Source organism: Arthrobacter sp. CG_A4 (assembly GCF_035985125.1).
GTDB lineage: Bacteria > Actinomycetota > Actinomycetes > Actinomycetales > Micrococcaceae > Arthrobacter.
On record NZ_JAXCID010000003.1, the window covers coordinates 73,860 to 96,470 of the forward strand.

19 protein-coding genes, 3 tRNA genes and 1 pseudogene are annotated in these 22,611 nt (G+C 68.7%); 11 read left to right on the forward strand and 12 right to left on the reverse strand.

The genetic code is table 11. The annotated features are described in order from the left end of the window. Positions 1-248: 248 nt before the first annotated feature. The 5 genes from RCH07_RS02380 to RCH07_RS02400 all read right to left on the reverse strand — a co-directional run bounded on the left by RCH07_RS02380 (position 249) and on the right by RCH07_RS02400 (position 2,061). Positions 249-324: transfer RNA gene (locus tag RCH07_RS02380), tRNA-Phe, on the reverse strand. Between the two features lie 48 nt (positions 325-372). After that, positions 373-446 (reverse strand) — tRNA-Asp (locus RCH07_RS02385). 96 nt (positions 447-542) lie between these two features. Further along, positions 543-615, reverse strand: a tRNA-Glu gene (locus tag RCH07_RS02390). 147 nt (positions 616-762) lie between these two features. Further along, positions 763-1,413: an FMN-binding negative transcriptional regulator gene (locus tag RCH07_RS02395; RefSeq protein WP_326965865.1), complete on the reverse strand. Its 651-nt coding sequence runs from the start codon at positions 1,411-1,413 to the stop codon at positions 763-765. A gap of 45 nt (positions 1,414-1,458) precedes the next feature. After that, positions 1,459-2,061, reverse strand: a complete 603-nt coding sequence (locus RCH07_RS02400) for a LysE/ArgO family amino acid transporter (protein WP_326965866.1) — start codon at positions 2,059-2,061, stop codon at positions 1,459-1,461. Positions 2,062-2,130: 69 nt separating this feature from the next. Between RCH07_RS02400 and RCH07_RS02405 the strand changes: the two genes are divergently transcribed. From RCH07_RS02405 to RCH07_RS02445, 9 genes and pseudogenes are all read left to right on the forward strand, one after another. Continuing rightward, on the forward strand, positions 2,131-3,012 hold the full coding sequence (locus RCH07_RS02405; protein ID WP_326965867.1) for an ArgP/LysG family DNA-binding transcriptional regulator: 882 nt from the start codon (positions 2,131-2,133) through the stop codon (positions 3,010-3,012). 98 nt (positions 3,013-3,110) lie between these two features. Then, positions 3,111-4,097, forward strand: a pseudogene (locus RCH07_RS02410) (DMT family transporter); the annotation flags it as partial. Positions 4,098-4,317: 220 nt separating this feature from the next. Further along, positions 4,318-4,794, forward strand: a complete 477-nt coding sequence (locus RCH07_RS02415) for a metallopeptidase family protein (protein ID WP_326965868.1) — start codon at positions 4,318-4,320, stop codon at positions 4,792-4,794. A 10-nt stretch (positions 4,795-4,804) separates the two neighbouring features. Continuing rightward, positions 4,805-5,725, forward strand: a complete 921-nt coding sequence (locus tag RCH07_RS02420) for a cation diffusion facilitator family transporter (protein ID WP_326965869.1) — start codon at positions 4,805-4,807, stop codon at positions 5,723-5,725. A gap of 250 nt (positions 5,726-5,975) precedes the next feature. Further along, positions 5,976-7,403: a C40 family peptidase gene (locus RCH07_RS02425; RefSeq protein ID WP_326965870.1), complete on the forward strand. Its 1,428-nt coding sequence runs from the start codon at positions 5,976-5,978 to the stop codon at positions 7,401-7,403. Between the two features lie 314 nt (positions 7,404-7,717). Beyond that, the gene (locus tag RCH07_RS02430) at positions 7,718-8,326 is read left to right on the forward strand and encodes a hypothetical protein (protein ID WP_326965871.1); all 609 of its coding nucleotides are present in this window, start codon (positions 7,718-7,720) and stop codon (positions 8,324-8,326) included. 68 nt (positions 8,327-8,394) lie between these two features. Further along, positions 8,395-9,006 (forward strand): copper resistance CopC family protein, encoded by a 612-nt coding sequence (locus RCH07_RS02435; RefSeq protein WP_326965872.1) that lies wholly within the window; start codon positions 8,395-8,397, stop codon positions 9,004-9,006. A gap of 53 nt (positions 9,007-9,059) precedes the next feature. Further along, positions 9,060-9,665, forward strand: a complete 606-nt coding sequence (locus tag RCH07_RS02440; protein WP_326965873.1) for a copper chaperone PCu(A)C — start codon at positions 9,060-9,062, stop codon at positions 9,663-9,665. Continuing rightward, positions 9,662-10,930, forward strand: coding sequence for a Dyp-type peroxidase (locus RCH07_RS02445; protein WP_326965874.1), 1,269 nt, complete (start codon positions 9,662-9,664; stop codon positions 10,928-10,930). The genes RCH07_RS02440 and RCH07_RS02445 overlap by 4 nt, the downstream gene beginning before the upstream one ends. A 13-nt stretch (positions 10,931-10,943) precedes the next feature. On the opposite strand, the gene RCH07_RS02450 is transcribed toward RCH07_RS02445, so the two are convergent. The 6 genes from RCH07_RS02450 to RCH07_RS02475 form a co-directional block, all read right to left on the reverse strand. Next, entirely contained in the window at positions 10,944-11,744 is an 801-nt protein-coding gene (locus tag RCH07_RS02450; protein WP_326965934.1) for an ABC transporter permease, read from the reverse strand. 82 nt (positions 11,745-11,826) lie between these two features. Then, on the reverse strand, positions 11,827-12,840 hold the full coding sequence (locus RCH07_RS02455) for an ABC transporter ATP-binding protein (protein WP_326965875.1): 1,014 nt from the start codon (positions 12,838-12,840) through the stop codon (positions 11,827-11,829). Between the two features lie 19 nt (positions 12,841-12,859). After that, positions 12,860-14,008: a LolA family protein gene (locus RCH07_RS02460; protein WP_326965876.1), complete on the reverse strand. Its 1,149-nt coding sequence runs from the start codon at positions 14,006-14,008 to the stop codon at positions 12,860-12,862. Between the two features lie 116 nt (positions 14,009-14,124). Next, on the reverse strand, positions 14,125-14,925 hold the full coding sequence (locus RCH07_RS02465; protein ID WP_326965877.1) for a hypothetical protein: 801 nt from the start codon (positions 14,923-14,925) through the stop codon (positions 14,125-14,127). 213 nt (positions 14,926-15,138) lie between these two features. Next, positions 15,139-17,796: a PEP/pyruvate-binding domain-containing protein gene (locus RCH07_RS02470; RefSeq protein WP_326965935.1), complete on the reverse strand. Its 2,658-nt coding sequence runs from the start codon at positions 17,794-17,796 to the stop codon at positions 15,139-15,141. A 134-nt stretch (positions 17,797-17,930) separates the two neighbouring features. Beyond that, positions 17,931-18,965 carry a universal stress protein gene (locus RCH07_RS02475; RefSeq protein ID WP_326965878.1) on the reverse strand — a complete coding sequence of 345 codons (1,035 nt, stop codon included), beginning with the start codon at positions 18,963-18,965 and terminating at the stop codon, positions 17,931-17,933. Between the two features lie 494 nt (positions 18,966-19,459). On the opposite strand from RCH07_RS02475, the gene RCH07_RS02480 reads away from it, so the two are divergent. Next, entirely contained in the window at positions 19,460-20,086 is a 627-nt protein-coding gene (locus RCH07_RS02480) for an FAD-binding protein (protein WP_326965936.1), read from the forward strand. A 153-nt stretch (positions 20,087-20,239) separates the two neighbouring features. Here the strand turns inward: RCH07_RS02480 and RCH07_RS02485 are convergent, their stop codons facing one another. Further along, positions 20,240-20,866 carry a copper resistance CopC family protein gene (locus RCH07_RS02485; RefSeq protein WP_326965879.1) on the reverse strand — a complete coding sequence of 209 codons (627 nt, stop codon included), beginning with the start codon at positions 20,864-20,866 and terminating at the stop codon, positions 20,240-20,242. Positions 20,867-20,977: 111 nt separating this feature from the next. On the opposite strand from RCH07_RS02485, the gene RCH07_RS02490 reads away from it, so the two are divergent. Continuing rightward, positions 20,978-22,420, forward strand: coding sequence for an NCS2 family permease (locus RCH07_RS02490; RefSeq protein ID WP_326965880.1), 1,443 nt, complete (start codon positions 20,978-20,980; stop codon positions 22,418-22,420). Positions 22,421-22,611 lie beyond the last annotated feature (191 nt).

The following is a 22,611-nucleotide window of genomic DNA, read 5'->3' on the forward strand; positions in this document are numbered from 1 at the left end:
GAAGAATGGACATGTCCTCCCGGAACGGACACGTCCTGGCGCTGCCTGAACCCCCGACGAGCTAAGAAAAATGCCCATGGGGCCCGACGATGAACTGGCTCGTCTGGTCTTGGCCCAACAAGGCGATATCGGCACCGAGTCCGTCGGAGAATTCGGCTGATTTCGGGAGATCCCATTCGAGGGCTTCACCGTGCAACGAAAAAACCCCGCCGTTCCCGTGTAAACACTGGGAACTGCGGGGTTCTAGCTGGTGGCTCCGACCGGCGTCGATCCGGTGACCTTTCGATTTTCAGTCGAACGCTCTACCAACTGAGCTACAGAGCCTAGGTGACGTGTCACCATGACGGCCGGAATTTCTTCTGGCAATCAGAGCGACCCTGACGGGACTTGAACCCGCGACCTCCGCCGTGACAGGGCGGCGCGCTAACCAACTGCGCTACAGGGCCTTGCTGTTTTCTTGCTTCTCTGCAGTATTGCTACCGCAATTTTTCAAGGCCTTTAGCCTACCAGACTTTCACATCCGGACTGACCATTTCCCTGTGTACCCCCAACGGGATTCGAACCCGTGCCGCCGCCGTGAAAGGGCGGTGTCCTAGGCCGCTAGACGATGGGGGCCAGAACTCAATTCGGCTCATTGGGGGCAAAAATAAAGGGCCGAAGCCGTTCGTTTTTGTCCTTTCGAGTTGCTCCGAACTGGACCTATAAAACTATAGGACAGACCTCTGGATTATCCAAAATCGACGGTCGCCGGTTCGCGGGCGCTCAGCTCCCCCGGGCCTGGTCCCGGGCCTGGTCCTGTTGCGCACGCTCCACATCGGCCGCCGATTCGAGGTCACCCCGGGCACGCAACCCGGTGATGACGCCGCCAATATCAGCAGCCGACCGGTTCTGGCTGAGCTTTTGTTTCGCTTCAACCCTCGTGATGACAAGTTCGACGCCGACAATCGCCCGGAGTTGCCCGGCCGTGAAACGCGCCGGCGCGTCGTCCACGGTCCAGGGGCGTTCCGACGATGCTTCGTGCAGCGTGGTCAGCCGCCGGACCAGGTCTTCAACCCAGGCCGGGTCGTCGTGGACGATGAGCCGGCCGTAGGCGTGCGCGGTGGTGTAGTTCCACGTCGGGACAACCCGGCCATGTTCGGCTTTGGAAGGGTACCAGGACGGGGAAATGTACGAGTCGGAGCGCTGGATGATGACAAGGGATTCGCCCAGTGCCGGCAGCAGCCACTGTTCGTTGTTGCGGGCAACATGGCCCAGCAGTGCCCCATGCTCGCCGGCCGCCGGATCGTAGACGAACGGCAGCAGCGTCGCGAGCAGTCCCCGCTCGGTCGACGTCACGAGGTTGGCCGCACCGGGGTTCGCGAGCAACTCCCTGATGGCGTCCTGGTCTGCAGCGAAATGCGAGGGGACGTACACGGGCGGTTCCTTCTTCAAAGTGTCATGTGGGACGGCTGACTTATCTCAGGCTACAAGCATGACAGCGAGGGCGACCATGACCAGGGCAATACCGCCGTCGAGCACACGCCAGATGCCCGGCCGGGCAAACACCGGCGCGAGGAAACGCGCGCCTGCACCCAGCGCGGCGAACCACGCGATACTGCCCAGACCTGCGCCGGCAGCGAACCACCACCGCCCGTCCGCTCCGTGGGTGCCTGCCAGGGACCCCAGCAGCAGAACGGTGTCCAGATAGACATGGGGGTTCAGCCATGTCAGCGCCAGGCAGGTGCCCAGCGCGGCCATCCACGACCCCTGGTGACCGGTCGCCGGCTGGGCAGCCTGGGTTCCGCGGATGGCCCGCACCGCAGCCATGACCCCGTAGGCCAGGAGGAAGGCGGCGCCCGCCCACCGCACTACCTCAAAAAGCCCGGGCGCCCGCTCAATGAGGACACCCACCCCGGCCACACCGAGCATGATCAGCACGAGGTCGGACAGGGCGCACACGGCAACAACCAGAAGAACGTGCGACCGCTGGATGCCCTGGCGGAGTACGTAAGCGTTCTGGGCACCGATGGCGACGATCAGGGACAGCCCGCTGGCCAGGCCCGCGACGAGAGAGAGGATCACGCCAGCCACGTTAGGCCGCAATAGATCATGAGACCAGGTAATTATTGTGAGTCATCATAAGATGAGCTAATGATGGTAATTCATCCGGAGCAGGCCCGGACACTGGCCGCGATCGTCACCCACGGGAGCTTCGAGGCTGCCGCCAGCCACCTCTCGGTCACGGCGTCGGCGGTGAGCCAGCGTGTCCGCGCCCTCGAGGCAACGGTGGGACGTCCGGTGTTGAAACGGACCCGGCCCGTCGAACTCACCGAGTCGGGACAGGCCGTGGTGCGCTTCGCCCGCCAGCTCCACATGCTGTCCGCCGACCTGGCCGAGGAACTGCAACCCGGCGCCACCCATTCAGGGGTCCGTCTGACCCTGGTCATCAACAGCGATTCGCTCCACACCTGGGCACTCCCGGGCCTGGCCGCAGTGGCGGACAAGGTCCAGCTGGAGATCCTGCGCGAGGACCAGGACTACTCGCTGGAGCTCCTCCGCAGCGGTGCAGCGGCCGCTGCCATCACCGCCACCGCCAAGGCCGCCCCCGGCTGCTCGTCCCGCCGGCTCGGCACCATGCGCTATCTGCCGGTCTGCAGCCCGGACTTCGCCGCCCGGTGGTTTGCCGACGGAACGACGGCGGCAACGCTCGCGGCGGCCCCGGTCATCGTCTTCGACCGCAAGGACGATCTGCAGGACCGCTACCTGCGGGGAGTGAGCCGCAAAGTACTCCAGCCGCCGCGGCACTACGTCCCGGCCGCCCATGAGTTCGGCGAAGCCATCCGCTGGGGGATGGGGTGGGGGCTGCTCCCGGAAATTGAGGTCCGGGACGAGCTGAAACGCCGAAGGCTCGTCCCCCTCGACCCCGCAGCACACGTGGATGTGCCGCTCCACTGGCAGCAGTGGCGGCATGGATCCGCAGCCCTGGACGAGGTGGCCGCGGCGATTCAGGCCGCCGCCCGTCCGCTCCGGTGAACCCGCCCGGGGACGGGCGCACGGCCGCTGGCAGGACTCGACTAGACGCGACCGATTTCCGCCAGCCCCACTGCGCCGGACGGACTACATTGACTAACATGGCAACAACGGCCGCAACAGGCTCCCCCCAACCGGACAGCACGCAGGACAGCACCCACGATGTGACTTTCCAGGCTGCAGCGCCCGCATCCCCGGGCAAGACCATACGGCACGGCCAGATCAGCCGGCTCGGCATCGCCGCCGTCGTCGTCACCGTGGTGCTCTGGGCGTCCGCCTTTGTAGGGATCCGGGCCGTTGGCCCCAGCTTCTCCCCCGGCCCGCTTGCCCTCGGGCGGCTGGCGATCGCCGCCGTCGTACTGGGCCTGGTGGTGCTGCCGCGGCTCCGAAAGAGCAGCAAGCTGCCCAGGGGCCGTGAATGGTGGCCCATTCTGGCCTACGGCGTCATGTGGTTCGGCGGCTACAACGTGGCGCTGAACGCTGCCGAACACCTGGTCGACGCCGGCACCGCCGCCCTGCTGATCAACGTCAGCCCCATCCTGATCGCCATCATGGCCGGGGTGATCCTTAAGGAGGGCTTCCCGCGCTGGCTGATCATCGGCAGCCTCGTCGCGTTCGGCGGGGTAGCGGTGATCGCTCTCGGTTCGGGCCAGCGGTCGACGGCGGATATTGCCGGCGTGCTGCTCTGCCTGCTGGCGGCGGCCCTCGCGGCGGTAAGTGTGATTGTGCAGAAGCCGGTGCTGCGGAAGTTCCCCGCGGCGCAGGCGACGTGGTTCGGCATCATGGTGGGCGCCGTCTGTTGCCTGCCTTTCAGCGGGCAGTTGGTCACCGAACTGCAGGCGGCGCCGCTGCCGGCCACGCTGGGACTCGTGTACCTCGGCGTCTTCCCCACCGCGATCGCCTTCACCACCTGGGCCTATGCGCTGTCAATGATCGACGCCGGCCGGCTCGCCGCCACCACGTATCTGGTACCGGGCACCACGATCCTGATCTCCTGGCTGGTGCTGGGCGAGATTCCCACCATCTGGGGCCTGATCGGCGGCGGGATCTGCCTCGTGGGCGTGGGCCTGACCCGGCGCCGGTCCCGACAGTGGTCTTTTTGGCTAGTTCGGGGTTGGGCGGAGCCTGGGCCTTTCCGCGGCGGGGGTAACAGGGGACATGCCCATTCTTCGCACCCGGGACCGGGCACAATGGCACTACGTCCATCCGCTGGCCCCGGCGCGGGGCATGTCCCCGAGTTCGGCCACCGCGCCCATACCCCGACGAACTAACGAAAATTCCCACTAGTTTCGGCGCTACAGTTCAGCTATGTCCCCTTCGCTGCCGCCCGGCCTGCCCATAGTCCCCGACGACCCGAACGCCCCCGCTGACCCGGACGTCCCCGCCGACGGCAGCCAGGGCGGCCGGGAGCCGGAACCGTTCCCGATGTCGGAAACCGACTTCGACGCCGCGGTGAGCGACGCCCTGGACCGGATCCCGCCGGAACTCGCGAAGACTATGAACAACGTGGCTATCTTCATCGAGGACGACTACACGCCGCAGCCCGGCGAGGACCCGGACACCGTACTGCTGGGCCTCTACGAAGGGGTGCCGCTGACCGAACGGGACTCGTGGTGGGACGCCGGTTCCCTGCCGGACCGGATCACCATCTACCGCCGGCCGATCCTGGAAATCTGCGAATCCCGCGAGGATGTCATCGAGGAAGTCACCGTCACCGTGGTCCACGAGATCGCCCACCACTTCGGCATCAGCGACGACCGCCTGCATGAGCTCGGCTGGGGCTAGCCTTGTAGGCATGGGACACGACCACAGCCACTCGCACGGCATCACTGGCACTGGCAAGCACCGGAACCGCCTGGTCGCCGTCCTGGCCATCACCCTCGCCGTCGTGCTGGTCCAGATCATGGGCGCGGTGCTCTCCGGGTCCCTCGCGCTGCTCGCTGACGCCGGGCACATGCTCTCCGACGCCGCCGGCGTCTCGATTGCGCTGCTGGCCGCGTGGATTGCCACCCGCCCGGCAAACGAGAAGCGCACCTACGGCTATCAGCGGGCCGAAGTCCTGGCCGCCCTGGCCAACGCGCTGGTGCTGATCGTCATCTCGGTGGTCATCTTCACGGAGGCTATCCGCCGGCTCGGCTCCGCTCCCGAGGTGCGCACCGATGTGATGCTCGCCGCCGCAGTCCTCGGCGCGGCCGCCAACCTGGTCTCGTTGCTGATTCTGCGCGGCGCCCAGAAGGAGAGCCTCAATGTCCGGGGCGCCTACCTCGAAGTCCTGGGCGATCTGCTCGGCTCCTTCGCCGTAATCGCCGCGGCCGTTGTGATCATGGTGACCGGTTTCCAGGCCGCGGACACCATCGCCTCGATGGTCATTGCGCTGATGATCCTGCCCCGGGCCTGGCATCTGCTCCGAGACGTGGTGGACGTCCTGCTCGAGGCGACCCCCAAGGGCGTCGACGTGCAGCTGATCCGCGAACACATCCTGGCCGTGGACGGGGTGGTGTCGGTGCACGACATCCACATCTGGACCATCACCTCGGGGGTGCCGGTGTTTTCCGCGCACGTGGTAGTCGAGGACGCGGCGCTGGGAGCCCTGGACACGGACCGGGTGCTAGACAAGCTGGCCAGCTGCCTGGGATCGCATTTCGACACCGACCACTGCACCTTTCAGCTGGAACCGGTCACCCACGCCGAGCACGAGGCCCACCAGCACGCCTGAGCGCGGTTGCCTGCTATGCCGGGGACCCACCCGGGGGCGGGTCGCGTCCGGCGCTTCCCTGCCTGCGACACGCCGGGCACAAATGTGACTAAATGACACTATTGTTGTTTATGTTATAGATGTGACCAGTGTTGCCAAAGTGGCATTGAGCACGTAGCCTCAAGCCTGCTGGGGGATCAGCAGAGGGGCCTCCTTGCGCCAAAACCAAAACCTCGCCCGCTCCAGCCCGACACAGCAGCGAGGTTTTCCCATGATTTGGACCGGTTCCGGCCGCAACACGGCCGTGCTCTGCACCGCCGTCGTACTGCTCGGAACGCTTTCGTTGCCTGCGCAGGCATCGCCAGCGTCACCGGCGCCAACGATTCCGGCGCCGGCTTCCCCCGCGGTGCCCTCGCCGGAAGAGATTGCGTCAGCCAAGTCCGGTGAAAGCGCGACGGCGGCTCAGGTCACCGTGATCGACCGGCTCCTGGCGGACGCCTCCGCGGGACAGGAGGCCAGCCGCGCGGCATCCATGCAGGCCAACAATGCCTATGGCGATGCCCTCGTTGAAGTCCAGCTCCGGCGGGACGCGGCGGAGATCGCTTCGGCCAGGGCTTCGGCCGCCGGGGCGGAACAGCAGAGGACGCGCAGGCAGATCGGCCAGCTCGCCGGCGAGCTTTACCGCACCGGTGGCCTGAATCCCGCCCTCAGCAGCATTGTCAGCGGCAACGGAAACGGCAACACTCTGCAGCAGGCCGCCACCCTCGAAGCCGTGACCGCGGGCCGCAGCCGGGCCTTCCAGTCCGCGGAAACCGCCGCCGCTGCCGCTGATTCCCTGACGGCGGCCGCCGCGGAGGCCAACCAGGCCGCCGACGAGGCCGCCCGGACGGCGGAATCCCGCAAGATCGACGCCGAGCGTGCCAGCGATGCCCAGCGGACTGCCGTCTCCGAGGCCAGGACCCAGCGGACCGCACTGGTGGACCGGCTCGCGGTCCTGAACAACACCACAGCGGAACTGGAGTCCGCCCGGGTGGACGCCCTGGACCGCGGGCGCCAACTGGAGCGGCTGGCTGCGGTGACCGGGGGCGCTGCGCCGGCACCGGCCCCTGCCGTTCCGGCCCAGCAGAGTCCGGCAATGCAGAGTCCGGCCCAGCAGAGTCCGGCAATGCAGAGTCCGGCCCCGCAGCCTGGTGCCGGAATCCGGCCGGCCCCCGCCGTTCCGGCACCGGCACCGGCACCACCGGCTCCGGTCATCCCCGCGCCGGCCCCCGCACCGGCCCCCGCGCCAGCACCCGCTCCGGCCCCGGCTCCCTCACCCACGCCCGCCGGCTCCAACCAGACCGCGATTTCGGTGGCGCTGGGCAAGATCGGCGCACCCTTCTTCTACCAGTACGGCGGCACGGGGGCCTACGGCTTTGACTGCTCAGGACTGGTCCAGACAGCGTTCGCCGCTGCCGGCAAGTATCTGCCCCGCACCGCGGCACAACAGTTTGCCCAGGCGCCCGTGCACGTCCCACTGTCGCAGGCACGGCCGGGTGATCTGCTGGTCTGGGGCACGGCTCCTGGTTTCTACCACGTGGCGATCTACCTTGGTGGCGGGCGGGTGGTCCAGGCGCTGAACCCGGACGATGGGATCACCGTGACGGACCTCGCGTACATGTCAGGGATGCAGCTCCATCCGGTGGCAGCCCGGTACTGAAGTCCGTCAGAGAGCGCGCTCACCGTCAGTGCCCGGCACAGCACAGGGTTTTCAAGGCGGCCCGGATCGTGCCCCAGTCCACACCGAAGCGCCGGGCACCTGAGCCGGACGCACACACACCTGATGCCCAGTCGGAAATTTTATACTTCAAGGGTATGCGAAATACTGCAGTCCGCTCCGAGTTTCTGCGCCAGAGGCTGAGCGGATCAGCCAGACCAACGCGGCCCCTGCACTCACCGGGATGTCCCTGAAAGCCGGCGGCAACCAAGCCGACTTCGACGCCCTGTAGAATTAGTGGTGATCGAGGAGGAACAATGACGGCACGCGGCCTGCGCCTCCTGCGCGGCTGGATCGGCGCCGTCGTCACGACCTCCATCGCCGCCGGTTCGCACTTCCTGGCCGGCGGCAGCGCCCCCGAACTTCCCCTTCTCCTGCTGGCCTTTGCCTTGTCCGGGCTGGTCTGCACCGCCCTCACGGGCCGCGGGCTGTCCCTGTGGCGGCTCTCCGCCGGTGTGGCCCTGAGCCAGGGACTTTTCCACTGGCTGTTCAGCGGAGCGGCGGCTCCCCACGGAGCCACTGCTCCGGCCAGCGGCCATCTGGCCCACTCGTCCGCGCTGGAACCTACGGCCACGATTCTTTCCTCCGCGACCAACCACGCTTCGCCACTGATGTGGCTGGGCCATGCCGTCGCCGCCGGCCTGACCGTGGCCACCCTGCGCCACGGCGAGGTGGCCGTCGTCCGGTTGCTTCAGGCCATGCGCCTCCGCGTGACGGCCCTAATCCCGCTCTTACGCCCTTTGCCGGTGCGCCCGGCCCCCGCAGCACTGCCCGCCAACCGTCCGGTCCGGGCACTGCGCAACCTTGGCGAGCCCTTGCTGGTGATGCGCCACCGCGGGCCGCCCCTGCTTCCGCTCGTGTCCTAGGCGCTCCGCGCCTTTCACCCGATACTGCCCGCGACGCTGTCAAGACGGCGCCGGGGCGGGAAGTCGCCATGACAAGAAATCCCTCGAAAGCATGGCGGAATCCGGGTCTGGGAGCACCCCTGCTCGCCGCCCTCCTGCTCTATGCAGGCTTCAGCCTCACAGCAGCACCAGCGGCCTTTGCCCACGACCAGTTGATTTCGTCCAGCCCGGCGCCCGATGAGCGTCTGGACAAAACGCCGGCCAGCATCATCCTGAAGTTCAGGTCACCCCTGCTGACGCTGGGCCATGAGGTCCGCGTCGTCGATGACAATGGCAAGAACTGGGTTTCCGGCGCACCGGCACTCACCCGGGAAACGCTGACCCAGCCGCTCACGGAACTCCCCGACGGCGGCTACCAGGTCAGCTGGCGGGTGGTCTCCGCGGATGGTCACCCGATCAGTGACGGTTACACGTTCGATGTGGGCAATCCCGCCGCCGCGGCGCCCTCGGCAGCCGCTTCCAGCCCTGCTGCAAGCGGCGAACCAAGCACAGCCGCGGCACCCGACACGGGTGCCGGCACACCTGGCGTACCTGGCGGGCTGCCTGCCGCCGGAATGGCTGCGGCCGCAGGTTCCGGCATCTACCTGGCATTTATCGGCCTTCGGCGCATTAAGCGCAACACACTGTCCCCCAGCAATTAAAACTTGCCAGGCCGGCCCGCCGCGGCCGCCTGCCACGATTCAGGGAGCACCACATGTCCAAGAAGCTCATTTACCCCGCCGTTTCTGTTCTCGCCGCTGCGTCCCTGGCGCTCACCGGCTGCGCCCCATCCGCCTCGACGCCGGCACCGTCCTCGTCTGCCGCCGTCACTGCCCCGGCCAGTGCCGCCGCCGCGCTGGCAGTCAACAAGTCGTGGGTCAAAGCCACCGATTCCGGCATGACCGGCGGATTCGGCGTCATCAAGAACTCCTCCGACGCCGACATCACGGTCACCCGCGCCTCGACCCCGGCCGCCCGGATGGTTGAACTGCACGAAACCGTAGCGGGAGCCACCGGCGCCATGCAGATGCAGGCCAAGCAGGGCGGCTTTATAATCCCGGCCCGCGGCGAACTGAAACTCGAGCCGGGCGCCAACCACATCATGTTGATGGGACTTGCAGCACCCATCACCGCCGGAACTGAACTCACGTTCGCGCTGGAACTGGCAGGGGGCGGTAGCTTCGAATTCACCGCCGTGGCGAAGGACTTCAGCGGCGCCAACGAGAACTATCCCGAAGAGGAGGGCGCCGGCATGACCCACGGCCAGACTTCCGGCACCGGCAGCGCGAGCGGTGCCGCGCCGTCGTCGAGCTCAAAATGAGTGCCTCGGATCAGCAGTCCGCGGGAAGCGCCAAGCCCGGCGCCGCGCGGAAACTGCCACGGCGCGGACTGCTCTTCGGCGGCGCTGTCGCCGGGCTGGGAGCGCTGGCCGCGGCCGGCGCCCAGCTCACCGGGACGGACGGCCAGCAGCCGGGGAGCCCTGCCGGGGCTCAGCCCGCGGAGAGCGTCCACGGCGGCGGGGTCGTCCCCTTTCCAGGCGACCGCCAGGCGGGCATCACGACGGCGGCGCAGGCCCACGGCGTTTTCGTCGCCCTGGATTTGCGCCCCGGGACGACGCGCGCCAGGGCCAAGGCGCTGCTGCGGCTGCTCAGCGACGACGCAGCGAACCTCTGCGCCGGGCACGCGGCGCTGGCGGACACCGAGGGCGAACTCGCCCGGGTTCCGGCCCGGCTGACAGTCACGCTCGGCTTCGGACCCGGCCTGTTTGCCGCAGTGGACCCGGCCCGGGCGCCGGGCTGGCTGAAGCCCTTGCCGGCCTTCAGCATCGACCGGCTGCAGGCAGGGTTCTCCAACGGTGATCTGCTGTTGCAGATCTGCGCCGATGATCCGCTGACCGTGGCGCATGCCCAGCGGGTGCTCCTCAAGGACAGCCGAAGCTTCGCGACCGTCCGCTGGGTCCAGACCGGATTCCGGCGTTCGTATGGCAGCGAGAAGTCCGGGACCACCATGCGGAACCTCTTCGGCCAGGTCGACGGGACATCCAACCCGGCGCCGGACAGCACGGACTACGAGCGCGTGGTCTGGGGCAGCGGCGAAATTCCCGCGTGGATGGACGACGGCACGTCCGTGGTCATCCGCCGGATCGCGATGAACATGGATAAATGGGACGAGGTGGACCGAGTCGGCCGGGAGGAATCCGTCGGCCGCCGGCAGTCCACTGGCGCACCGCTGACCGGGACGAACGAGCACGACGAGCCGGACTTTGCGGCTGTGTCCAAGCTCGGGTTCCCGGTGATCTCGGACGTCTCGCACCTGCGCAGGGCCCGGCCCGAGGACAGCTCCCAGCGGATCTTCCGGCGGGCGTATAACTACGACGCCGCGCCCGGCGCCGGGGAGGTCTCGCACTCGGGGCTGATCTTCGTGTCCTACCAGGCCGACGTCGACAAGCAGTTCACACCCATCCAGCGACGGCTCGATGAACTGGACATGCTCAACCAGTGGACGACGCCGATCGGCTCAGCCGTGTTCGCCATCCCTCCCGGGTGCAGCGAGGGCGGGTTCGTTGGCGAGGAGCTGTTCGGCTGATCCTAAGCGCTGCCTAGGAAAGCACGTCCTTGGTGATGAACCTGCCGTAGGCGAGCGCCCCGAACACGGCGACATAGCCTCCCTGCAGCAGGGCGTTGGCAATGAATGAGTCCCAGGCGACCGGCTGGCGGAGCAGATCGGCGAAGTCCAGCCAGTAATGGCTGAACAACCAGGGATGCAGCCAGTCCAGCTGCGGCAGGGCGTCGAGGACCTGCGAGACCACCGCCAGCACCACGGTGGACGCCATCGCCCCCACCGGAACGTCGGTCAGCGTGGACACAAACAGCCCGATCGCCGAGAGCCCCATCAGGGAGACGGCGAGATAGGCGGCAATCAGCAGCAGCCGCAGCAGCGCCTCGGCCGCGCCGATGGCATCACCGGAAAGCAACGGCACCGGCCCCACCGGGAAGAGCGCCGCTCCGATGGCCGCCCCGACCAGCGCCACCACGAGCGGCGCCGCCACGGCAAACGCCACCACTCCGGCGAACTTCACCAGCAAGAGCCGGATCCGGCCGGCGGGCGCCACCAGCAGGTACCGCAAGGTCCCTAAACCGGCCTCGCCGGCCACGGTATCGCCCGCCACCACGCCCACGGTCAGCGGCAGGAACAGCGGAACGGACACAAGCATCGCGGTAAGGCCGACGAACAAGCCGTTCTGGGTGATCCGGTCCAGAAACGCCGGTCCGCGTCCCGCCGGGACAGCCGAGGACACCCGCACCGCCACGGCAATCAGGACGGGAATGGCCGCCAGCGCACCCAACATGGCCCAGGTCCTGCGGCGGCGGAAGAGCACCCAGAGCTCAGAGGCGAGCAGCCCCCGCCCCCGGCGGCGCGGGCGCGCAACGGACCGCCCGGCCGGCCCGGAGGGAGCGTCGGCGGCACGCCCGCGGGAGGTGTCACTGGACAACGTCGAAGCCTTCCCCCGTGAGCGCCACAAAGCGTTCCTCCAGGCTGGCCTGCTCCGTCGCGAAGCCCCGGACTCGGACGCCGGCCGCCACGAGGGCCGCAACCACGCGCTCCGGTGCCACGCCGCCGCCGTCGGACGCCGCCGGAAGTGGCGCAACCAGCACCTCGCCTGCAATCAAGGACCCGCCGGCGCCGGAACCTGCAGATCCGTTGCCAGCAGCGCCGTCGACCGTCAGGCCCAGACCGGCCAGTACCCGGGCTGCGGCGCCTGGGTCGGGCGTCAGCACGCGGATCCTCGACTGCCCGGCCTGGCGCAGCTCCGCGAGGGTCCCCTGCGCCACCAGCCGGCCAGCGCTCATGATGGCAGCGTGGGTGCAGATCTGTTCCACCTCGGCCAGCAGGTGACTTGACACAAACACGGTGGCGCCGTCGGCCGCGAGCGAGCGCACCAGGCTGCGCACCTCCCGGGTGCCCTGCGGGTCCAGGCCGTTAGTGGGCTCGTCGAGAACCAGAAGCTCACGCGGTGCCAGCAGGGCGTTGGCGATACCGAGCCGCTGCTTCATGCCCAGCGAGTAAGCCCGGACCTTCTTGTCCGCGGCGTGCGTCAGGCCCACGCGTTCCAGCGCCGACCGGACGCGCGCCTTCCGCGTGGCGGCGGGAACATGCGGGTCCGCGGCATCGAAGCGCTGCAGGTTGGCAGCACCGGAGAGGAACGGGTAGAACGCCGGGCCTTCGACGAGGGCACCCACCCGTGGCAGCACCTCGTGAAGCTGCCGCGGCATTTCCTGGCCCAGGAGCCGCACGGAACCGCCGGTGGCCGCGGCGAGACCGAGCATAAGCCGGATGGTGGTGGTCTTGCCCGAGCCATTGGGCCCCAGGAAACCGAAAACGGAGCCCGTCGGAACGGCCAGGTTGACGCCGTCGACCGCCAACTGATGGCCGAAGCGCTTGCTGAGGCCGGTGGTCTCGATACTCAGTTCAGTGGCCGGACCGGCGGGGGTCACGCGGCGGTCACCGGGCGGGTCACCGAGGTGCGGCTGCGGACTGGAGCCGCTCCAGGGGGACGGCGCCGGCGAAGATGCGGCCGTCGTCGAGGATCAACACGTTCAGCAGCGAGGTGGATACCAGCCGGCCGCCCGGGACGGCAACCGCCGCCTGTTCAAACAAGGACGCGGCTCCGGACGCCGGCCCGACGGGTAGCGAAGGATCAGGCCGCAGCGGGTTGCCCTCCACAGCACCTGGCGCTTGGTCCGTTGCCTGGCCCGGCATCGACACGGTCCCTGCCGGGAAGCCGACCACGGATTCCCAGCCGGTGCCGGTAACGCTGGGCCGCTTTGCCGCCATTGCCTCGGGGGACATGCCCGACGGCGGTGCGGTCGAATGGGCTTTGCGCTCCGGGACAGGGATCTCCTTCACCAGCGCCCCGGGCGGCGGGGCGAACTCGAAGATGGAGGAATCGGGGGCCTCGAGCGTGAGGCTCGTGAATGCCACCTTGAAGGCGGGGTCCGACTGTCCGCGGGCCTTCAGTTCGACGCCCAGCGGCAGGCCGGTGGTGCCGTCAACGGAGATCGCGATGGAGGCCACCAGGGTGGCCGTGGATTTGGGGGTGAGGACCAGGTTGTACGCCGTCCGCCCGGCCACCTGGACGTCCGGACCGACCCTCACATCGGTGGAGGGGTCGAGTTTCGCAAGCAGTTTTTCGGCCAGGTCCCCGGGGGTGGGAACGGTGCCGGAGCCGGGCATATCCTTGGCGGCGTGGCGCTCACCCGCATCGGCCGGAAGCTGCGCGTGGGCCGCGGTGTTGTCCTTGGAGTTGTAGAACCAGAGCTCGTTGCCGCGCCGGACGGCATTGCGTTCCGCCATCTTGTCCATCACCTGCACCCGCGCGTTCTCGGCGCCGTCGAGGTAGACCCTGGCGGTGTGCGGGCCTGTCAGCAGTTCCAGCCAGGCCGTGTCGGAGGATACTCCTCCCGGTCCCGTCTTGGGCAGCGCTGGCAGGCCGATATTGGAGGTCTGCTCCATGGTTCCGGAGAGCGACTTCTCATTGTGCTGCGCGATCATCAGCAGTACCTCCTGCGGCGTCCGGGCCGGCAGAGGATCAATGGCGCTCGCTGGAAGCGGACCTACCAGCACACCGGCGGCGATCACAGCGGGGACGGCCGCAGCGGGCATCCAGCGCAACCATTTCCGCGTCACAGGGACCGCGCTCCATCCTTGCAGTTCATAGCTTAACAGTACGCCTCTCTGGTGCCGGCAACACCTCCTCCGAGGGGATTAGTCCGGGCGGACTATGGCAGCACCGATAAGGTCAGCTCGACAGCGCCCAGCAGCAGTGCGAGCACTGACGTGCCGAGCCCGGCGATGAGCAGCAGCCCCGGATGGGCCAGGCCCAGCACGACGCGCCGCAGCCGGGGCCTGGTGCGGAGGAATTTCTCCTGCACGCGGGCCCCCGCCGGGTGCTGTTTCCAGCCGCGCAGCCGGCGGAGGAACCAGGCGCAGCGGATGATGAAGGCGAGCCACAACACGGACACCACCAGCGGAGTCGCGGCCACCAGCAATTGGAAACCCACCGAGGTGACTTCCCGTTCCGAGGCCTGTTCACTGGCACCGACCAGTGACTGGATGGTCGTTGAGATGGAGGCGCTCATGACCACGGACACACCCCAGATGAGGAACGCCGCCGTCAGGGCGAGGAAGCGGACGAAGAAGTGGCCCAGCACCGAGTCCCGCCGCGGTTTGAGGTACCTTCGGGGCGTCGCGTGCAGCAGCGTGATGGTCGCCAGCAGGGAGGGCAGCGCGGCCATTCCGGCCAATACGTACCAGGACCAGCCCGCGAGATCGACGAATTCGTCCGCCAGGATCAGGGCCGCCCAGAATCCGGTCCAGGCCCAGCCGGCGGTGAGCGGGTGCCGCACCAGCCAACCGGGGAGCCAGGCGTCGTCGCTCCCCGCCGCCGGAGGACGCGGCCCCGGAGGACCCGGCTCCGAGAGCTGCGGCACCGGGAGCTGCGGCGCGCGGTGTGCCCCTGCCGGCGCGGCGGCTGCGGTCCCACCCGGCGTCGGCGTGCCCGTGCCGTGCTGTTCGCTCATGGCCCCACTCTAGCTAGGCGTCATTTTCGCTTCGGGGGTCAGACGGAGTCCAGACCTTTTCGCGCCGGTGTCCAGTCCGCGCGGGACATGCCCATTCTTCGCACGCAGGACCGGGCATAATGGCGCTATGTCCATCCGTTGGCTCCGGCGCGGGGCATGTCCCTGAGCCCGGCAACCGCGCCCGGACCCCGACGAACTAACAAAAATGCGCACTTAGGCAGGCGGCAAGGCGTCGGGCGTCACGGTGCCGGCGGCGCCGTCGACCGTGACGTTGTCTCCGGTGGCAATCCTGGAGGTGGCGTCGGGCACGCCCACGACCGCGGGAATCCCGTACTCGCGGGCGACGACGGCGCCGTGGGAGTTGGGTCCGCCCATCTCCACCACCAGCCCGCCGGCGGTCAGGAACAGCGGCGTCCAGCCCGGATCGGTGGACGGCGCCACGAGGATCTCGCCGGGTTCCAGCTGCGCCCCCTCCGGGTCCAGGATGACGCGGGCCCGGGCGGTGACGGTTCCGGCCGACGCCGGGGTGCCGGTCAGGACTCCCTTACCGGGCCCTCCGGTTCCGCCGCCACCGGTGCCGGTGTTCAGCGCTTCGGGCTCGGTACCGTCCGAGAGCAGCACCCGGGGAATGTGCCGGCGTCCCAGTTCCTCCTGATAGGCGGTGCGGCGCCGGGCCACGACGCCGTGCAGCTTTGCCCCGTCCAGGCCCGCCCGGACTTCCCGCAGGTCCAGAAAAAAGATGTCACCGGCTTCACTGATGGAGCCGGCCGCGGCCAGCCCGGTGCCAACCACGGCGAGCTGCTCCCGCACCACGGCCAGGGCCTCGACGATATGGTACTTCGGCAGTTCCCGCAGCCCGGCAAACAGGCGGGTCCGTTTCAGCGCCGCCCGCACCAGTGCGGCGCGAAGCCGGCTCCGCTCCCCCGCCGCTGCGACGAGCCTGCCGATATGCTCCTCCGCCTCGCGTGCTGCCTTGTTGAACTGCCGGTCGGGTGCCAGCGCGGGGTCCTCCAGCCGGTGATAGTTGGCCAGGACGCCGAGGATGTGCGCCGGATCATCGGACCAGCGGGGCATTCCGAGGTCGATTTCGGCCACGGCCCGGTGGCCGTAACGGCTCAGGAAGCCTGCGAGCCCAGACTGCACGACGGCGGGAAGCGCGCCGACGCAGTAGCGGCGGACCAGCTCCGGTAGCGGCTCCCCAGCGAACACTGCGGCGGATCCGGCGTCGGCCCGGATCACGGAGGCGAGCCGCCAGAGCGCCAGATCCATTTCGGTGGTCACGTTGTTGGGCAGCCCGCGCAAGACCGCCTGCAGCTCCCCCGCTTCCACGCGGCGGCCAAGCAGCTTGCCGGCCGCGGCCAGCAGGGCGAAGCCCAGGGCGGGCAGCGGAAGCACGTTGGGTACCACGGGGAAGAGCTCCCGGCCGAGGATGCGCTCGGCGTGGTCAAGCCGCTGGACCGGGGTGGAGCCGGCCGGGACCACGAGGGCGGCCCTGAAGCGGCCGCCAAAACGCTCGACCCGGCGGAGCGCCGCCTCCGGACGGAAGAGGGCGCGCAGCAGGGATTCCGGAACCCTGGCGCGCGCCACCGCCGGGGCAACGTGTCGGAGCACCCGCCACGGGGATCTGATGGTGACCGAGAACCGGGGATCCTCGAAAAGCCCGCGCAGCACCGCCGCGGAGCGGGACTCCATCAGGTCGAACACCCGCGGGACGATCGCGCGGCCCGGAGAGCTGCGGACCACGGGGGTCAGGTCGAAGAAAAGGCGCTGCCCGGCCTGGACATACGGCCGCGGCCCCTCGAGCGGATCGGCAACCTCAAAATGCGCCGCCCAGGCCACCGAGGAGGCAATCAGCCGGAAGCCGGCCAGCCCCATCGGGGTCAGCGGGCGGGTCAGGCCCTGGGCCAGGCTGAAGCACAGATAGACACGCAGCCCCTCCCCGGCCGGCGGTTTCTCCGGCATTGGGTACAGCGTGGTGATGGGCCGGGACTGGGTCAGCCACGGCACCCCGTCGCCGTCGATGGCCCATTCAAGGTCCTGCGGCGAGCCGAAGTGCACCTCCGCGCGGCGGCCAAGGCGCTCCAGCGTGGCGAGCCCGGCATCGTCCAGGCAGGGTCTGGAGTCACCGCCGGGCTGTTCGATCCGCGTCGTTCCGCCGCCGGGCAAAGGCCGGATAGCGATGGCCTTGCTCCCGATCCGGCGCTCCAGGACCCGCCCGGTGGCAGCGTCGACGACGAAGTGGTCCGGGTTCACGGCCCCGGAAACCACCGCCTCGCCGAGTCCGGGGCTGGCATCGACGACGGTCTCATGCCGTCTGCCGGTCACCGGGTTCGCCGTGAACAGGACCCCGGCGACGGCGGCATCCACCATGCGCTGGACCACCACAGCCAGGGACACCGTCGAGGGGCTAACGCCGTGGGCTGCCCGGTAGCTCACGGCCCGGGTGGTCCACAGCGAGGCCCAGCACTGCCGGACGGCGGCCAGCACAGCGCCGACGCCGACAACGGACAAGTATGTATCCTGCTGCCCGGCGAAACTGGCGAGAGGCAGATCCTCTGCGGTCGCGGAGGACCGCACTGCCACGGGAACGTCGGCGCCGAGCGCGGCGTAGGCAGTCCGGACGGCAGCGGCGACGTCGGCGGGGACGGCGGCGGCCAGGACCAGGTCACGGGCGCTGCCGGCGAGCCCGGCGAGCGTGGGCAGGTCGTCGGCGGCCGTCACGGACAGAGCTGCGTGGATGGCCTCCATCCCCGCGGACGCCGTGGCCCGCCGATAGGCGTGAGTGGTCAGGCAGAATCCGGCGGGAACCGGAAGCCCGGCCCGCACCAGTTCGCCGAGGTTGGCCGCCTTGCCGCCCGCCTCGGGCAGCATGTCCTGGGTCAGCAGCTCCAGCCCGAGCACCAGGGCATGCTCCGGTGCGTGACCCGGCGCGTCCTTGCTGCGGAGCTGCTCCACCTGCCGGCCTCCCTTCGCGCGTCAGGACGGGTAGGGGCGTCCCGGACTGTTCAGTCGCCGAGGATGGGGCCGAAGCTGGCCCGGTCAGCCAGCCGGGGATCGTCCCGGTCCGGGACCACCATGACGGGGCCCTTGGCGTGGTGCAGGATGCCGCCCGAAGTGGAGCCCAGCAGCATCCCGGCGAAGCCGCCACGGCCGCGGGTTCCCACAACCAGCAGCTCCACATGCCGGCTCGCCTCGACGAGGACGTCCACGGGAGAGCCGTCCAGAAGCTGCGTCTCGACCGTCAGCCGCGGGAAGTGGCTCCGGGTCCAGGCCAGGCCGGCGTCGAGCTGGATTTTGATGTCGGCGAACAGTGCCTCGCGGTCCACCGGGGCGGGCACCCAGGCCAGCGAACCGCTGTAGTGGGGCACGGCGCAGACCACCCGGAGCGTCGCCGAGAGGAGTTCCGCCTGGGCCGCCGCCTCCAGGACGGCCACGCGGGCCTGCTCGGAACCGTCAACCCCTACGACCACGACGTTCTCAACCGGCACGTGGCCGGTCTTTGCCTGCTCGGCCATGACGTGCTTGTCATCCGTGGTTTCGCCCAGCCGGTCCGCACAAATCAACGGCACGGTGACGGTCGGGCACTTGGCGTGGGCCGGCAGCGCGCTACTGACCGAACCCAGCAACCTGCCCACGAATCCGCCGCGGCCGCGGGTGCCGAACACCAGGAGCTCTGCGGTTTCGCTCATTTCCAGCAGGACACCGGAAGCATCGCCGTTCTCAACGGAGGCATCGACGTCGATGTTGTAGCCGGCGACCTTGTTCACGGCCTGCTTCAGGATGGCCTCCGCTCCTTCGCGGATCACCAAATCATCCACGGTGGCGTACCCGCCGTCGAGCCCCGAAGCGGCGAAGATGGGAACCGAATATGCGGTCACAATGTGCAGCGGTCGACGGCGGCGTTCGGCTTCGCGGGCTGCCCACACCAGGGCACACTGGCTGTGGTCCGAACCGTCCACACCAACTACGATCCCCCTGGGAGCTACGGACTCGCCGTCGGCCTCCGCTGCCGGATCCGGGTTCATCTGTTCTCGGCCCATGGGGTCCGCCTCCTCGCGATTCTTGCCTGATGTTGCGGCTATTCTGCCAGAGGTCTCCGCGTACGGGGTCCTCGGCCGGCATTCACCGGCGATGCGCCCCGGAACCGGCGTACAAGAACCCCTGGTTTTCCCCACTATTCTCGGTTTGCCGGGAACTGGCAAGCGGACTCCCGGACGGCCCACGGCGGCGCACCGGCAGGGCTTTACCCAGCGTTTACACTGCGTTCAGTGAACGTTGGAGGACGCAGGGATGACGGCGTTTCGAACTCCCGGTGCGCGGCTGGAACCCTGGTACTCCCCTGCCCGGGCAATGCTTCGTCTGCTCTATCCACGGCGGGGAATCACAGGTAGTCTTCGAGGCATTGCTGAACCGAGACCCGTCTTCCAGAACGCAGCCCCGCACAATGGCTACGTCTGGACCGGGCTAACGGAACGCCTTCGGGGTACAGCCCCGCAGCTGGCACCATTCGAGGAAGGACCCTGCAGTGTCGAACATGCCTGAAGCGGGAGGTATCGAACGAACCACCGCGATCGTCATCGGCACGGGACTCTCGGGCCTGGCCGTTGCCAGCGAACTGCAGCGCCGCGGAGTGGATTCCATCATCGTGGACGGGCTGGACCTGCTGGGCGCCGGCCACCCGGCCAACACCTCCTCGCTCCAGCGCTGCGACGCGGCCGACGCCGCCACCCTCAAGGAGCGCAACGAAATCCTCCGGCACCTACGGAACTACGCCGCGAGCCACAAGCTCGATGTCCGTAACAGCATCCGGGCACTTCAGCTGGACCACCTCAAAGCCGGTGTCAGCGGCCCCACACAGCAGTGGGCCGTGCGCACCCCCGGCGGGGTCCTGCTGGCGGACCACCTCGTCCTGACGCGCTGCGCCCACAGCCAACTGCGCCGGATGCTCTCCGAACTGGGCATGGCCGCCGGGCAGAACCTGATGGCCGCCATGCACGCACTCGGGATGTACCTCGTGGGGGTCGGCGACCTCGCCACCCCGACGCCTAAGGAAGTCCTCCGCCAGGCGAAAGTGGTGGGCCAGGCGATCTCCGCCAAGGTCCACCCCGACGGCTACCCGTCGGTCCTGGCCGGCAAATTCGCCCTCGCGGCCCCGGCCTAACCAGCCCCGGCCCAAACACCCCTCAACAGCCCTACCCGCACCAGCCCTCCGTCCGGGTTTCGTCCCAGCGCGGCTCCCTACCACAACGCGGGGTCAGTTACGGCCCATTAAAGGGCGCCAGATGGGCGCTAAGTGACCCCGCGTTGCTTCTGTTCAGCTTCCGGTGCCGCCCTGCTCCGTGCCCGCGAGGCGACGCCTGGCCATCAGGCCAAGGACAACCAGGATGCCCACGGCCGTCCCGACGAAAATCACGATGCTCCAGGGGAACGGCTCGGACGCGTTCGCGGAGCGCTCCGGCGTCGAGGTGATGCCTGGCTGGGGGGTGCCCAGCGTGGGGACGGCTGCCGCCGGCGTCGAGGCGCCCGTCGAGGCGCCCGCAGAACCTGCCGCCGCCGCCGAACCTGCCGCGGCGGTGAAGGTGAAGCTGCCCTCGATCGGGTGGCCGTCCGAGCTGACCACGCGCCATGCAACGGTATACACCCCGGCGGGGGCACCGGACCTGAGCTTCTGGGACGCGACGCTGTCCACGATCTCGACGCCGCCGTCGGCCCAGCTGGTTCCGGCAGCGTCGCTCACCAGGATCTGCGAGCCCAGCGCCAGCGGGGCCTTGTTGAAGGTGACCGACACCGTCTCCGGCGGCTTTGGCACGGTGGCGCCGGCTGCCGGGCTGCTAGATTCGGCGGCGTCGTGCGCGGAAGCCGGGGAACCGGCACCCAGCACGGCGGCGGCAAGAAGGAGGGCACCCAGCAGGGCGCTCAGAAACTGTCGGAAGAGGCGCATGGGAAAAGCTACTCCTAGTGTTGGCTTGCTAACAGCCTAGGCGAAATGGGGCGGTCGCCGCGGTACCGCACCATAGGATTCAAGTAACCACCCACGTCTCCCGGAGGACCAATGCTCAAGCAGGGCTCTGCACTCGACCGGTATTTTAAGATTTCCGAGCGGGGGTCCAACGTCTCCCGGGAGATCCGTGGCGGCTTCGCCACCTTCTTCGCCATGAGCTACATCGTGGTGCTGAACCCGCTCATCCTGTCCGGCCCGGATTCCGCCGGCAATACCCTCGGGTTCCCGGCCGTCGCCGCGGTCACAGCGCTTGTGGCCGGCATCCTGACCATCCTGATGGGCGCCTGGGCCAAGCACCCGTTCGCGCTGGCAACGGGCCTGGGCGTCAACGCGTTTGTGGCCGTCACGGTCGCCACCAACCCGGGCCTGACGTGGCCGGACATGATGGGCCTGGTGATGCTGTCCGGTGTCACCATGCTGATTCTGGTCCTCACCGGCTTCCGGACCGCTGTCTTCAAGGCGGTCCCGGAGGGGCTGAAGACGGCGATCGTGGTCGGCATCGGGCTGTTCATCGCCCTGATCGGCCTGGTCAACGCGGGCTTCGTGCGCCGCATCCCGGACGTCGCCGGCACCACGGTCCCGGTCGGGCTGGGTTTCGACGGGAAGCTGCTGGGCTGGCCCACCCTCGTGTTTGTGTTCGGGTTGATCCTGACCATCGCCCTCGTGGTCCGCAAGGTCAAGGGCGCGATCCTGATCGGCATCGTCGCCTCGACCATCCTGTCCGTGATCCTGGAATCCACCCTGCACATCGGACCCAGCTTCGACGGCAAGAACTTCAACCCGCAGGGCTGGTCCCTGGTGGCCCCGACGTTCTCCGAATGGGCTGCCCCGGACCTGTCCCTGATCGGCAGGGCCAACCCGCTGGGGGCCTTTGAGCACCTCGGCTTCGTCGCCGCGACCCTGCTGGCCTTTGTGATCCTGCTGAGCATCTTCTTCGACGCCATGGGCACCATGGTGGGACTGGCCACCGAGGCCGGGACGATCGACAAGGACGGCAACATTCCCAACGTGGACCGCGTGCTCCAGATCGACGCCCTCGGCGCGATCATCGGCGGCGGCGCGTCCGTCTCCTCGAACCAGATCTACGTCGAATCCGGGGCCGGCATCGGCGAGGGCGCCCGCACCGGCCTGGCCTCGATCGTCACCGGCCTGCTGTTCCTCGCGGCCATGTTCTTCACCCCGCTGATCAACCTCGTGCCGTTCGAGGCCGTGGCTCCCGCCCTCGTCATCGTCGGTTTTATGATGGTCTCCCAGGTCGGCAACATCGACTGGCAGGACTGGGGCATCGCGATCCCGGCGTTCCTGACCTTCACCCTGATGCCGTTCACCTACTCGATCGCCAACGGCCTCGGCGCCGGCTTCATCACCTTCGTCCTGATCCGCACCTTCCAGGGCCGGGCCCGCGAGGTGCACCCGCTGATGTGGGCCGTCGCCGCGGCGTTCCTGCTGTTCTTCGCGATCGGCCCGATCGAGGCCGCCCTGGGCATGAAGTAGCCTCTACTCCGCTTGCCCCGCCCGCTTCCCACCCGCCCCGCCCGCTTCCCACCCGCCCCGCCCGCTTCCCACCCGTCCTTCGCCGCCGAGGTGAGACTTCGCGCCCATGTTTGGTCGGGACATGGGCGCGAAGTCTCACCTCGGCGGGAATTGGTGCCGGGTTCCGGGATTTCGGACAGCACGACGGCGGC